The sequence below is a fragment of the Streptomyces sp. TOM-9 genome, from assembly GCF_056858595.1.
Window position 1 is genome coordinate 3,775,710 of the sequence record NZ_JBXEQB010000001.1, and the last position, 12,609, is coordinate 3,788,318.

Annotated in this window: 9 protein-coding genes and 2 pseudogenes; 7 read left to right on the top strand and 4 right to left on the bottom strand. The window is 71.5% G+C overall.

Annotated features, from left to right (window positions below; genetic code table 11):
* Nucleotides 1-47: 47 nt before the first annotated feature.
* Nucleotides 48-710: a TetR/AcrR family transcriptional regulator gene (locus tag AC1VWI_RS17590; RefSeq protein ID WP_499511965.1), complete on the top strand. Its 663-nt coding sequence runs from the start codon at nt 48-50 to the stop codon at nt 708-710.
* Between the two features lie 47 nt (nt 711-757).
* Here the strand turns inward: AC1VWI_RS17590 and AC1VWI_RS17595 are convergent, their stop codons facing one another.
* The 4 genes from AC1VWI_RS17595 to recD2 all read right to left on the bottom strand — a co-directional run bounded on the left by AC1VWI_RS17595 (nt 758) and on the right by recD2 (nt 6,527).
* Entirely contained in the window at nt 758-1,495 is a 738-nt protein-coding gene (locus tag AC1VWI_RS17595) for a DedA family protein (protein WP_499511966.1), read from the bottom strand.
* Between the two features lie 220 nt (nt 1,496-1,715).
* Nucleotides 1,716-2,462, bottom strand: coding sequence for an SDR family NAD(P)-dependent oxidoreductase (locus AC1VWI_RS17600; protein WP_499511967.1), 747 nt, complete (start codon nt 2,460-2,462; stop codon nt 1,716-1,718).
* A gap of 424 nt (nt 2,463-2,886) precedes the next feature.
* Nucleotides 2,887-4,176, bottom strand: a complete 1,290-nt coding sequence (locus AC1VWI_RS17605) for a citrate synthase (RefSeq protein WP_499511968.1) — start codon at nt 4,174-4,176, stop codon at nt 2,887-2,889.
* Nucleotides 4,177-4,307: 131 nt separating this feature from the next.
* On the bottom strand, nt 4,308-6,527 hold the full coding sequence (recD2, locus tag AC1VWI_RS17610) for an SF1B family DNA helicase RecD2 (RefSeq protein ID WP_499511969.1): 2,220 nt from the start codon (nt 6,525-6,527) through the stop codon (nt 4,308-4,310).
* Between the two features lie 192 nt (nt 6,528-6,719).
* Here recD2 and AC1VWI_RS17615 point away from each other — a divergent pair, with 192 nt between their 5' ends.
* From AC1VWI_RS17615 to rbsD, 6 genes and pseudogenes are all read left to right on the top strand, one after another.
* On the top strand, nt 6,720-7,733 hold the full coding sequence (locus AC1VWI_RS17615; protein WP_499511970.1) for a LacI family DNA-binding transcriptional regulator: 1,014 nt from the start codon (nt 6,720-6,722) through the stop codon (nt 7,731-7,733).
* Nucleotides 7,734-7,759: 26 nt separating this feature from the next.
* Nucleotides 7,760-9,280 (top strand): sugar ABC transporter ATP-binding protein, encoded by a 1,521-nt coding sequence (locus AC1VWI_RS17620; protein WP_499516839.1) that lies wholly within the window; start codon nt 7,760-7,762, stop codon nt 9,278-9,280.
* Nucleotides 9,270-10,241 (top strand): annotated as a pseudogene (locus tag AC1VWI_RS17625) (ABC transporter permease); the annotation flags it as partial. The gene AC1VWI_RS17620 and the pseudogene AC1VWI_RS17625, both read left to right, overlap by 11 nt.
* 131 nt (nt 10,242-10,372) lie before the next feature.
* Nucleotides 10,373-11,239 (top strand): annotated as a pseudogene (locus AC1VWI_RS17630) (D-ribose ABC transporter substrate-binding protein); the annotation flags it as partial.
* Between the two features lie 43 nt (nt 11,240-11,282).
* Nucleotides 11,283-12,185 (top strand): ribokinase, encoded by a 903-nt coding sequence (gene rbsK, locus AC1VWI_RS17635; RefSeq protein WP_499511971.1) that lies wholly within the window; start codon nt 11,283-11,285, stop codon nt 12,183-12,185.
* A complete protein-coding gene (gene rbsD, locus AC1VWI_RS17640) occupies nt 12,182-12,571 on the top strand; it encodes a D-ribose pyranase (RefSeq protein WP_499511972.1) in 390 nt (129 codons plus the stop codon). The genes rbsK and rbsD overlap by 4 nt, the downstream gene beginning before the upstream one ends.
* Nucleotides 12,572-12,609: the final 38 nt, after the last annotated feature.

Below are 12,609 nucleotides of genomic sequence, written 5' to 3' on the forward strand. Positions count from 1 at the left end.
AATGTGAGCGACCACTCGCGTTTGTCAAACATGATTGGGGATTACACGTGCCTGAGGAGCAGAAGCCTCGACGCCGGCAGGCCCGCGGCGAACGGCGCGTGGCGCAGCTGCTGGAGGCGGCGGCCGACGTGTTCTGCAAGGTGGGCTACACCGCGGCCACCACGAACGCGATCGCCCGCGAGGCGGGCGTGTCCCCGGGCACGCTCTACCAGTTCTTCCCGAACAAGGAGGCCATCGCCATCGAGCTGGGCGGCATCCTCAACCAGCGGATGCGCGAGGGGCACGGGGAGCTGTTCACCCCCGAGAACGCCTCGCTGCCGCTGCGCGAGATGCTCGAGGTCATCGTCGCCCCGATGATCGAGTTCAACTGCCAGAACCCCGCCTTCCTCGCCCTGGTCCACGACAGCGACATCCCCGGCACGGTCGTCATGGAGCACGACACCCTGCACGCCTCCCTGCTGGAGCGCGTGGAGACCCTCCTCGGCCTGCGCGCGCCCGCCCTTTCGGCCGCCGAGCGGGCGCGGGTGGCCGCGATGGCCTTCGGCCTGTTCAAGGCGGGCCTGGCCCTGGTCCTGGCGCACGAGGGCGCCGAGCGGGACGCGTACGTCGGCGAGGTCAAGGCCGCGCTGTACGGCTACCTCGCCCCGCACGTCGGCACCGGGGCCGTCGCCATCACGGAAGCCGCCGGCGCCCCCGCCGCGACCCCCTGACACCGGGACCGGCACGGCCCGCTCCCCCGGCGCCGCGCCTCAGCGCCTCAGCTCCGCAGCGCCCGGTCCGCCGGCTTCCCCTGCGGGGCGCCCCCCTCCGGTTCGTCCGCCCCGGGGGACGCGGCGCCTCCCGAGGCCACCACGCGTCCGGAGGACGCCGTACCCGCCGGGGCCGAACGGCGCCCGGAGAGCATCTGCGCCACGCCGCCGATTCCGGCCACGGCCAGGGAGACCCCGAGGCCCAGCGCGACGGCGTACAGCGAGTTGGACATGGCGAGGCCGCCGAAGTAGCCCAGACCCACCGAGTACGTCGCCCAGACCGCCTCGGCCACACCCGCGCCGATCAGGTAACGGCGGGCCGGGTAGCGCACGATGCCCGCCGAGAGGCCGCCGACGACCCGCCCGCTGGGCAGGAAGCGGACGCCGATGACGAAGGGAATCCCGTGCCGCTGTATCCGGACGCTGGCCCACTCCAGCAGCGCACGGCGCCGCGGCCGCCGGTAGAGCCGGGTCAGGACCCGGCCGCTGACGGCGCGGCCGGTGCGGTGGATCAGCAGGTCGCCCAGGAGCGCGCTGCCGGCGACGACCAGCAGGACCAGGGCGATGTCCAGCCGTCCCTGGGCGGCCAGCACGCCCCCTGTGACCAGGAGCGCCGCGTTGGGCACCAGAGGCGGCGCGGTGGTGGCAGCGAGCACCGCGTACGCCCAGATGACGTGGCCGTCCCGCAGGTACCCCTCGAGGCCCGCGGTGAAGTCCAGGGCCGACACGATCCGTGCAACGTCCATCCGGCCGCCCCTCTTCCCGCCCCGGCCCGTCCCCCGTCTCCCGTCCCAGGTCTCAACGCTGGCAGGGCCGCGACGGAGGGGGCAAGGCGATTTCGCCGGGATCGGGGCATTCCCAGGGTTTTCCCGGGGGCGCCTCATCCTCAGGTACGGGGCCGCAGCGACCGGCTGTGGCGCGGGGAGTACGCCCGGCGTACTCCCCGCGGGACGCGCGTGCGTCAGCTCAGCGGCCGAGCAGTTCGCCGCCGTTGCACTGCAGGATCTCCCCGGTGATGAAACCCGCCCCGGGGGAGGCGAGGAAGACCACCGCGGAGGCGACGTCCTCGGGCGTCCCGACCCGGCCGACCAGGGTCCGGCCGGCCCTGCGGGTCAGCTCGGCTGCGTCGAGCCGGGCGCCGAAGAACTCGGTGCCCGCCACGGTGCCCGGGGCGACGATGTTGCAGGTCACGCCGCGCGGGCCGAGCTGGGCCGCCAGGGAGTGGTTCCAGGCGTGCAGGGCGGCCTTGGAGGCCCCGTAGGAGCCCCCGCCACGCAGCGCGGCCACCGAGGTGACGGTGATGACCCGGCCGCCCTCGGGGAGCCGGTCACGTACGGATTCGGTCACCAGGACGGCGGTGAGGACGTTGCGTTCGAAGTCGCCGCGCCAGCGGGCCAGCACCCCGTGCGGGCCGGCCCCGATCGCGAGTTCCCGGCTGCCCGCGTTGTTGACCAGGACGTCGATGCGCCGGGGCAGCCGCTCGAGGGTCGCCTCCACGTCGTCGGGGTCGGCGAGGTCGCAGACGACCGGGGTGACGTCGTAACCGTGCTGGGAGCGCAGCTCGTCGGCGGTGGCGCGCAGCACCTCGCGGCGCCGGCCGACGATGGTCACATGGTCGCCGGCCTCGGCGAAGAGGGTGGCCACCGACCGGCCGATTCCCGTTCCCCCGCCGGTCACCACGACGTGCCGGCCCACACTTGCGTTCTGCGACATCACGCTCCGCTCCTCGAGGAGGAACAGCACGTTACGGGACGGGGGCTTCGCGACCGGCACGGGGGTCTGCCATGATGCGGATGGCGTAGGAGATGCGTAGCCGAGACCGAGATCACACTGGCTGGAACGTAACCTTTTGGTTTACGAGGGGGTCTAACCCGGCGAAGACACCGGGCTCCCGGCGGACTCGGTGAGATGATGAGCGGGTTGTCTTTGGGGGACAGCCCGGTCGCCATGCCGGGGCGAACTGCCCGGAGAGCTTTGAGCGGCCCTCCCGGGTGCTTGGTCCCGGCTGGGCGAGCGCACCCAAAGAACGCCCGGTACGGACCCGTGGGGGGATCCGCTCCGGGAAACAGGAGCGCCCCGTGCCGAACCCGTGGGGGGATTCGGCGCGGGGCGTTTCTCTGCGTGCGGGGCGCTCGCGTCAGCGGGCCTCGACCGGGACGTAGTCCCGCTCGACGATGCCCGTGTAGACCTGGCGCGGACGGCCGATCCGGGAACCCGGCTCGGTGATCATCTCGTGCCACTGGGCGATCCAGCCGGGGAGCCGGCCGAGCGCGAACAGCACCGTGAACATCGTGCTCGGGAAGCCCATGGCCCGGTAGATCAGACCGGTGTAGAAGTCGACGTTCGGGTAGAGGTTGCGCGAGACGAAGTAGTCGTCGCTGAGCGCGTGCTCCTCGAGCTTCAGCGCGATGTCCAGCAGCTCGTCGGACTTGCCGAGGGCGGAGAGCACGTCGTGCGCCGCGGACTTGATGATCTTGGCCCGGGGGTCGAAGCTCTTGTAGACCCGGTGGCCGAAGCCCATCAGACGGACGCCGTCCTCCTTGTTCTTCACCTTGCGGATGAAGGCGTCCACGTCGCCGCCGTCGGCCTGGATGGACTCCAGCATCTCCAGCACGCTCTGGTTGGCGCCGCCGTGCAACGGGCCCCACAGGGCGTTGATGCCCGCGGAGATCGACGCGAACAGGTTGGCCTGCGAGGAGCCGACCAGGCGCACGGTGGAGGTGGAGCAGTTCTGCTCGTGGTCCGCGTGCAGGATGAGCAGCTTGTCCAGCGCGTCGACCACGACCGGGTTGAGCTCGTACTCCTCGGCGGGCACCGCGAAGGTCATCCGCAGGAAGTTCTCGACGTAGCCGAGGTCGTTGCGCGGGTAGACGAAGGGGTGGCCGACCGACTTCTTGAAGGCGTACGCGGCGATCGTCGGCAGCTTGGCGATGAGCCGGATCGTCGAGAGGTAGCGCTGCTTCTCGTCGAACGGGTTGTGGCTGTCCTGGTAGAAGGTCGACAGCGCGCTGACCACGGAGGAGAGCATCGCCATCGGGTGGGCGTCCCGCGGGAAGCCCTGGAAGAACCGTTTGACGTCCTCGTGGAGGAGCGTGTGCTGCGTGATGTCGCCGCGGAAGGCGGCGAGCTCGTCGACGGTGGGGAGCTCACCGTTGATGAGAAGGTACGCGGTCTCCAGGAAGGTGCCGCGCTCGGCGATCTGCTCGATGGGGTAGCCGCGGTAGCGGAGGATTCCCTGCTCGCCGTCGAGGTAGGTGATCGCGGACTTGTAGGCCGCGGTGTTGCCGTAGCCGCTGTCCAGGGTGACCAGGCCGGTGTTGGCGCGCAGCTTGCCGATGTCGAAGCCGTTGTCCCCAACGGTGCCCTCGATCACCGGGTAGCTGTACTCGCTGTCCCCGTACCGCAGTACTACAGAGTTGTCGCTCACGTCATTCCCTCACCGACGTCGTGCCTCTTCTTCGAGGTTGGTAGGTGCCCTGACTACCCCTACTGTCCCCCATTTGGCGTGGCCACGTGCACTCGGGGTCGGTCGAGGAGCCGAATGATGGCACCCAGTGCCTATTTTGCCGCCCGCGCCAGCCGGTGGTCGAGTGCCGTGAAGCGTCTGCCTGCGGAGACGGTGCGCACCGCCTGGCCGATCGCCTTGCGCGAACCCACGAGCACGACCAATCGCTTTGCCCGGGTAACGGCGGTATACAGCAGGTTCCGCTGGAGCATCATCCACGCCCCGGTGGTGACAGGGATCACCACGGCGGGATACTCGCTGCCCTGTGACCGGTGGATCGTCACCGCGTAGGCGTGCGCCAGCTCGTCCAGCTCGTCGAAGTCGTAAGGAATCTCCTCGTCCTCGTCGGTCAGTACGGTGAGCCGCTGCTCCACGGCGTCCAGGGAGGTGACGACCCCCACCGTTCCATTGAAGACGCCATTGGCGCCTTTTTCATAGTTGTTCCTGATCTGCGTCACCTTGTCGCCCACACGGAAGGTGCGGCCGCCGAAACGCCGCTCCGGCAGGTCGGGGCGGGCCGGGGTCACGGCCTGCTGCAGCAGCCCGTTCAGCACGCCGGCGCCCGCGGGGCCGCGGTGCATGGGGGCGAGCACCTGGACGTCACGGCGCGGGTCGAGCCCGAACCGGCGCGGGATGCGGCGGGCCGCCACGTCCACCGTGAGCCGGGCCGTCTCCTCGCCGTCCTCCTCCACGAAGAGGAAGAAGTCGTCCAGCCCCTGGGTGACCGGGTGCGCTCCGGAGTTGATCCGGTGCGCGTTGGTCACCACGCCGGACTCCTGGGCCTGCCGGAAGATGCGGGTCAGCCGGACCGACGGGACCGGGCCGCCCTCGGCCAGCAGATCGCGCAGCACCTCGCCGGCACCGACGCTGGGCAGCTGGTCCACGTCACCGACGAAGAGCAGGTGGGCCCCCGGCGGCACGGCCTTGACCAGCTTGTTCGCCAGCAGCAGGTCGAGCATCGAGGCCTCGTCGACGACGACCAGGTCGGCGTCCAGGGGCCGCTCCCGGTCGTACGCGGCGTCTCCGCCCGGCTTGAGCTCCAGCAGCCGGTGGACCGTCGAGGCCTCGGCCCCGGTGAGCTCGGCCAGCCGCTTGGCCGCCCTGCCGGTGGGCGCGGCCAGTACGACCTTGGCCTTCTTCGCCCGCGCCAGGGCCACCACGGACTTGACGGTGAAGGACTTGCCGCAGCCCGGGCCGCCGGTCAGCACGGCGACCTTCTCGGTGAGCGCCAGCCGCACCGCCTGCTGCTGCTCGGGGGCGAGGTCCGCGCCCGTCCGCTCGGCGAGCCAGGCCAGCGCCTTGCCCCAGTCCACGTCACGGAAGCCGGGCATCCGGTCCTCCGTGCCGCGCAGCAGCCGCAGCAGCGAGCCGGCCAGGGAGATCTCCGCCCGGTGGAAGGGCACCAGGTACACCGCGCGCACCGGGTCGCCACCGCCGTCGGGGGCGGGCACGGGCTCGATGACCACGCCCTCCTCGCCGGCCAGCTCCGCGAGGCAGTCGATGACCAGCCCGGTGTCCACCTGGAGCAGTTTCACGGCGTCCGACAGCAGTTGCTCCTCGGGCAGGAAGCAGTTGCCGCTGTCGGTCGCCTGCGACAGGGCGTACTGGAGACCGGCCTTGACGCGCTCGGGGCTGTCGTGCGGGATGCCGACCGCCCGCGCGATGCGGTCGGCGGTGAGGAAGCCGATGCCCCAGACGTCGGCCGCCAGCCGGTAGGGCTGGTTCTTCACCACGGAGATCGAGGAGTCCCCGTACTCCTTGTAGATCCGCACCGCGATCGAGGTGGACACGCCGACGCCCTGGAGGAAGACCATGACCTCCTTGATGGCCTTCTGCTCCTCCCAGGCGGCGCCGATCAGCTTGGTGCGCTTGGGGCCCAGGCCCGGGACCTCCACCAGCCGCGCGGGCTCCCGCTCGATGACCTCCAGGGTGTCGGTGCCGAAGTGCTCCACGATCCGCTCGGCGATCCGCGGGCCGATGCCCTTGATCAGCCCGGAGCCGAGGTAGCGCCGTATGCCCTGGATCGTGGCCGGGAGGACGGTGGTGTAGTTCTCCACGGTGAACTGCTTGCCGTACTGCGGATGGGAGCCCCAACGGCCCTCCATGCGCAGCGACTCGCCCGGCTGGGCGCCGAGCAGCGAGCCGACCACGGTCAGCAGGTCGCCGGCGCCGCGGCCGGTGTCGACCCGGGCGACCGTGTACCCGTTCTCCTCGTTGGCGTACGTGATCCGCTCGAGGACGCCCTCGACGACGGCCAGTCTCAACTCCCCCACGGCGCGGGCCACCTCCCCGGATCTGCGATGTGATCCGACGGTACCGCCCGGCCCCGACAGGCCGCCGAGGGCTGTGGACAACTCCGCCCGACGGGGCCCCGGAATGTAACGATCCGGTTTCATGCTCTTGCCCTGGAGCATGTAATCGATTCCAATCCTCTTTGTAATCGATTCCACGAGGAGGTGGGACGGGTGGCGAGCATCAAGGACGTGGCATCACGCGCGGGTGTCTCCGTCGCGACGGTCTCCCGCGTGCTCAACGACCACCCGGCGGTCCGCCCGGGCACCCGCACCCGGGTGCTGGAAGCGGTGGCCGAGCTCGGCTACCGGCCCAACGCGGTGGCGCGCTCGCTGCGCACCGACCAGACCCGGACCCTCGGCCTGGTCATCAGCGACGTGCTGAACCCCTTCTTCACCGAGCTCGCCCGCTCGGTGGAGGACGAGGCCAGGGCACTGGGCTACAGCGTGATCATCGGCAACGCCGACGAGCGGCCGGAGCAGCAGGACCACCACATCCGCACGCTGCTGGACCGCCGCATCGACGGGCTGCTGGTCAGCCCCACCGACGGCGGTTCCCCACTGATCCTGGACGCGGTGCTCTCCGGCACCCCGATGGTCTTCGTCGACCGCTGGATCCCCGGCGTCGGCAACGACGTCCCGGTGATCCGCACCGACGGCTGCGACGCGGTGCGCGACCTGGTCGCCCACCTCCACGGCCTGGGCCACCGCCGGCTGGCGATCATCGCGGGCCCCGCCGCGACCACCACGGGCCGCGAGCGGGTGCAGGCCTTCCGTGAGGCGCTGGCCGCCTTCGGTCTGCAGCTGCCCGACGAGTACATAGGCCAGGGCGACTTCCAGGCGGACAGCGGCCGCAGGGCCACCGCCCGCTTCCTGGACCTGCCGGTCCCGCCCGACGTGGTCTTCGCCGCGGACAACCTGATGGCGCTCGGCGCCATGGACGAGATCCGCGCCCGCGGCCTGCGCGTGCCCGACGACATCGCGCTCGCCGCCTTCGACGACATCCCGTGGTTCCTCCACACCGATCCGCCGATCACCGCCATCGCCCAGCCCACCGGCGAGCTCGGCCGCGCGGCCGTGCGCTCGCTGATCGACCGGGTGGAGGGCAGGCCGGCGCCGTCGGTCACCGTGTCCGCCCGTCTCGTTGTCCGCCGCTCCTGCGGCGCGTCCGAAGGGAGTTCCCGTTGAGCACGAGCAGCCCCGAGCTCCTCCGCATGGAGGGCGTCCGCAAGGTCTTCCCCGGTGTGGTGGCCCTCGACGGCGTCGACTTCGACCTGCGCGGGGGCGAGGTGCACGTCCTGCTCGGCGAGAACGGCGCGGGCAAGAGCACCCTGATCAAGATGCTCTCCGGCGCCAACCGCCCCGACGGGGGCCGGATCCTCGTCGACGGCGCGGAGGTGCGCATCCATGGTGCGCAGGATGCCGAGAAGCTGGGCATCGCGACCATCTACCAGGAGTTCAACCTCGTCCCGGCGCTGAGCGTCGCCGAGAACATCTTCCTGGGCCGCCAGCCGCGCCGACTCGGCCTGGTGAACCGCAAGCAGATGAACGCGGACGCCGCCGCCCTGCTGGCCCGGGTCGGCGTCGACGTCGACCCGCGCACCCCGGTCTCCGAACTGGGCATCGCCCGCCTGCAGATGGTGGAGATCGCCAAGGCGCTCAGCCTGGAGACGCGCGTCCTGATCATGGACGAGCCGACCGCGGTGCTCACCAGCGAGGAGGTCGACAAGCTCTTCCGGATCGTGCGCAAGCTGCGCGAGGACGGCGTCGGCATCGTCTTCATCACCCACCACCTGGAGGAGATCGCCGCGCTCGGCGACCGCGTGACCGTCCTGCGTGACGGCCGCAGCGTCTCGCAGGTGCCCGCGAGCACCCCCGAGGACGAACTGGTCCGGCTGATGGTGGGCCGCAGCATCGAGCAGCAGTACCCGCGCGAGCGCGCCGAAGCGGGCGCGCCCCTGCTGCGGGTCGAGGGCCTCACCCGGGGCGGCGTCTTCCACGACGTGAGCTTCGAGGTGCGGGCCGGCGAGGTCGTCGGCCTGGCCGGGCTCGTCGGCGCCGGGCGCACCGAGGTCGTCCGCGCGGTCTTCGGCGCCGACCCGTACGACTCCGGAACGGTCGAGGTGCTGGGCAAGCGGCTGCGCCGCCACGACGTCAACGCCGCCATGGACGCGGGCATCGGCCTGGTGCCGGAGGACCGCAAGGGCCAGGGCCTGGTGCTGGACGCCACCATCCAGGAGAACCTGGGGCTGGTCACGCTCGGCCGCTCCACCCGCGCCGGGTTCGTCGACCGGGCCGGGCAGCGCAAGGCGGCCGACCGGATCTCGGGGCAGCTCAAGGTGCGCATGGCCGGGCTCCACCAGCACGTGCGCACCCTGTCGGGCGGCAACCAGCAGAAGATCGTCATCGGCAAGTGGCTGCTGGCCGACACCAAGGTGCTCATCCTCGACGAGCCGACCCGGGGCATCGACGTCGGCGCCAAGGTCGAGATCTACCAACTCGTCAACCAGCTCACGGCCTCCGGCCACGCGGTGCTGATGATCTCCAGCGACCTCCCCGAGGTGCTGGGCATGAGCGACCGCGTCCTGGTGATGTCCCAGGGCCGGATCGCCGGTGAACTCCCCGCGCACGAGGCCACCCAGGACTCCGTCATGGCCCTGGCCGTCGGCACAGCGCCCGCCGAGGGCGGCAACACAACAGCAACGAAGGATGTGGAGGGCTCCCGTGGCCACTGACACGATCAAAAGCGGTACGGACACGGGCGGCGTCGCCGCGGCGCGCCGTGTGCTCCTCAACAACGGCGCGCTCAGCGCCCTGGTGGTCCTGCTGGTGGCACTGTCGTTCCTGTCGGGCGACTTCCTGTCCACCCAGAACCTGCTCAACGTCGGCGTCCAGGCGGCCGTCGTCGCCATCCTCGCCTTCGGCTCCACCTTCGTGATCGTGGCGGCCGGCATCGACCTGTCGGTGGGCTCGGTCGCGGCGCTCTCCGCGACGGTGCTGGCCTGGAGCGCGAGTTCGGCGGGCCTGCCGGTGTGGCTGGCGGTCGTGCTGTCCGTCGCCACGGGTGTCGCCAGCGGTCTGCTGAGCGGCCTGCTGATCTCCTTCGGCAAGCTGCCGCCGTTCATCGCGACCCTCGCGATGCTGTCGATCGGCCGCGGCCTCACCCTGGTCATCTCCCAGGGCAGCCCCATCGCCTTCCCCGACTCCGTCTCCCACCTGGGCGACACCATCGGCGGCTGGCTGCCCGTCCCCGTCCTGGTGATGATCGTCGCGGGCGCCGCCACGGCGATCATCCTCGGCCGCACCTACATAGGCCGCGCCATGTACGCGATCGGCGGCAACGAGGAGGCGGCCCGCCTCTCCGGCATCCGCGTCAAGCGCCAGAAGATCATCATCTACGCGCTGTCCGGCCTCTTCGCGGCGGTCGCGGGCATCGTGCTCGCCTCCCGTCTCGCCTCGGCGCAGCCGCAGGCCGCCTACGGCTACGAGCTGGACGCCATCGCGGCGGTCGTCATCGGCGGCGCCAGCCTCTCCGGCGGCGTCGGCAAGGCGTCCGGCACCCTGATCGGCGCGCTGATCCTCGCCGTCCTCCGCAACGGCCTCAACCTGCTGTCGGTCTCCGCCTTCTGGCAGCAGGTCGTCATCGGCGCGGTCATCGCGCTGGCCGTCCTGCTCGACACCCTGCGCCGCCGCGCCTGACCGCGCCGCGCGCACCACAGACCTCCCTCTTCTTCTCCGCACCGCACCAGCAAGGAACCACCATGCGCACCAAGCTCATCTCCGCCACCACCGTCGCCGTCGCCGCCCTGGCGCTCACCGCGACCGCCTGCAACTCCGGCTCCGGCTCGTCCTCCGACGTGAAGGTGGGCCTGTCGGTCTCCACCCTCAACAACCCGTTCTTCGTGCAGCTGAAGGAGGGCGCGCAGGCCGAGGCGAAGAAGGAGGGCGTCGACCTGACCGTCACCGACGCGCAGAACGACGCGTCGCAGCAGGCCAACCAGCTGCAGAACTTCACCAGCCAGAACGTGAAGTCGATCATCGTCAACCCGGTGGACTCCGACGCGGCCGGTCCCTCGGTGAAGGCAGCCAACAAGGCCGGCATCCCCGTCGTCGCCGCCGACCGCGGCGTCAACAAGGCCGAGCTCGCCACCACCGTCGCCTCCGACAACGTCGAGGGCGGCCGGCTCGCCGCCAAGACCCTGGCCGATTCGCTGGGCGGCAAGGGCACCGTCGTCGTCCTCCAGGGCACCGCAGGCACCTCCGCGGCCAACGAGCGCGGCCAGGGCTTCAACGAGGGCATCAAGGCCTACCCGGGCATCAAGGTCGTAGCCCAGCAGGCCGCCGACTTCGACCGCACCAAGGGCCTGGACGTCATGACCAACCTGCTGCAGGCCCACTCCGACGTCACCGGCGTCTTCGCCCAGAACGACGAGATGGCCCTCGGCGCGATCAAGGCGCTCGGCGACAAGGCCGGCAAGTCGGTCAAGGTCGTCGGCTTCGACGGCACCCCCGACGGCCTCACCGCGGTCAAGGCCGGCACCCTGACGGCGTCCGTGGCGCAGCAGCCGAAGGAGCTCGGCAAGCTGGCCGTGCAGAACGCCGTGAAGGCCGCCAAGGGCGAGAAGCTCGGCAGCCTGGTGAAGGTTCCGGTCAAGGTCGTCACCGAGAAGAACGTCGCCGACTTCTCCTCCTGACAGACCGCACCGGTACGGCAGGACCCCCGAAGGGAACACGCAGATGCACGGCTACGACCTGCTGGTCGTAGGGTCGGCCAACGCCGACCTGGTGATCCATGTCGACCGCCGCCCGGCGGCCGGCGAGACGGTCCTCGGCTCCGACCTCGCGACCCACCCGGGTGGCAAGGGGGCCAACCAGGCCGTCGCCGCGGCCCGCCTGGGCGCGCGCACGGCGCTCCTCGCGCGGGTCGGCGACGACGCCCACGGGCGGCTGCTCACCGGCTCGCTGAGGTCGGCCGGCGTCGACACCACCGGCGTCCTCGGCGGCGACACCCCCACGGGGGTCGCGCTGATCACCGTGGACCCCTCGGGCGACAACAGCATCGTGGTGTCGCCGGGCGCCAACGCCCGGCTCACCGCGGCGGACGTGACCGGGGCGCGCGAGCTGCTGGCCGCCGCCCGGGTGGTCTCGCTGCAACTGGAGATCCCTCTGGAGTCCGTGGCCGCCGCGGTGGCGGCGGCCACGGAGTCCGGGACGCGGGTCGTACTGAACCCCTCGCCGCCCGCGGCGCTGCCCCGGGAGGTGCTCGCCGGCTGCGACCCGCTCGTGGTCAACGAGCACGAGGCCCGTGTCCTGCTGGGCGCGGACGCCGGGGACACCCCTGAGGCGTGGGCGGCGGGGCTGCTCGCCCTCGGCCCGCGCTCGGTGGTCGTCACCCTCGGTGGGGCGGGCGCGCTCGCCGCGACGCCTGACGGCACCGTGCGCATACCGAGCCCGCGAGTGGTGGCCGTCGACACCACCGGCGCCGGCGACTCCTTCACGGGGGCGCTGGCCTGGCGGCTCGGCGCGGGCGACGACCTGGTGACCGCCGTGCGGTTCGCGGTGCGGGTGGGCGCCGCCGCCGTCACGAAGCCGGGTGCGCAGGAATCCTTCCCCACCCTCGAAGAAGTGGGTCAGCTGTGAAGAAGTCCGGAATCCTCAACCGCCATCTCGCGGGCGCCCTCGCCGTGCTGGGCCACACCGACCTGGTCGTGGTCTGCGACGCGGGGCTCCCGATCCCTCCCGGGCCGATCGTCGTCGACCTCGCCTTCCGGGCCGGCACGCCGTCCTTCTCCGAGGTCCTCGACGGCCTGCTGGAGGAGCTCGTGGTGGAGGGGGCGATCGCGGCCAAGGAGGTCCGCGAGCACAATCCCGAGGTGACCGCCCAGCTCGACGGTGCCTTCCCGGACCTGGAACTCGTGCCGCACGAGGAGTTCAAGGCCCGCACCCGGCAGGCCCGCCTGGTCGTCCGCACCGGCGAGTCCCGGCCGTACGCCAACGTCATCCTGCGCTGCGGCGTGCCCTTCTAGCGCGTACATCCGTCCGGCTGCGGTCGGCGGGCCTGGCG

What these genes read in the sequence shown, in the direction of transcription:
- AC1VWI_RS17595 (WP_499511966.1), bottom strand. Translation starts at nt 1,495, where the DNA reads ATGGACGTTGCACGGATCGTGTCGGCCCTGGACTTCACCGCGGGCCTC.
- AC1VWI_RS17600 (WP_499511967.1), bottom strand. Translation starts at nt 2,462, where the DNA reads ATGTCGCAGAACGCAAGTGTGGGCCGGCACGTCGTGGTGACCGGCGGG.
- AC1VWI_RS17620 (WP_499516839.1), top strand. Translation starts at nt 7,760, where the DNA reads ATGGAGGGCGTCCGCAAGGTCTTCCCCGGTGTGGTGGCCCTCGACGGC.
- rbsK (WP_499511971.1), top strand. Translation starts at nt 11,283, where the DNA reads ATGCACGGCTACGACCTGCTGGTCGTAGGGTCGGCCAACGCCGACCTG.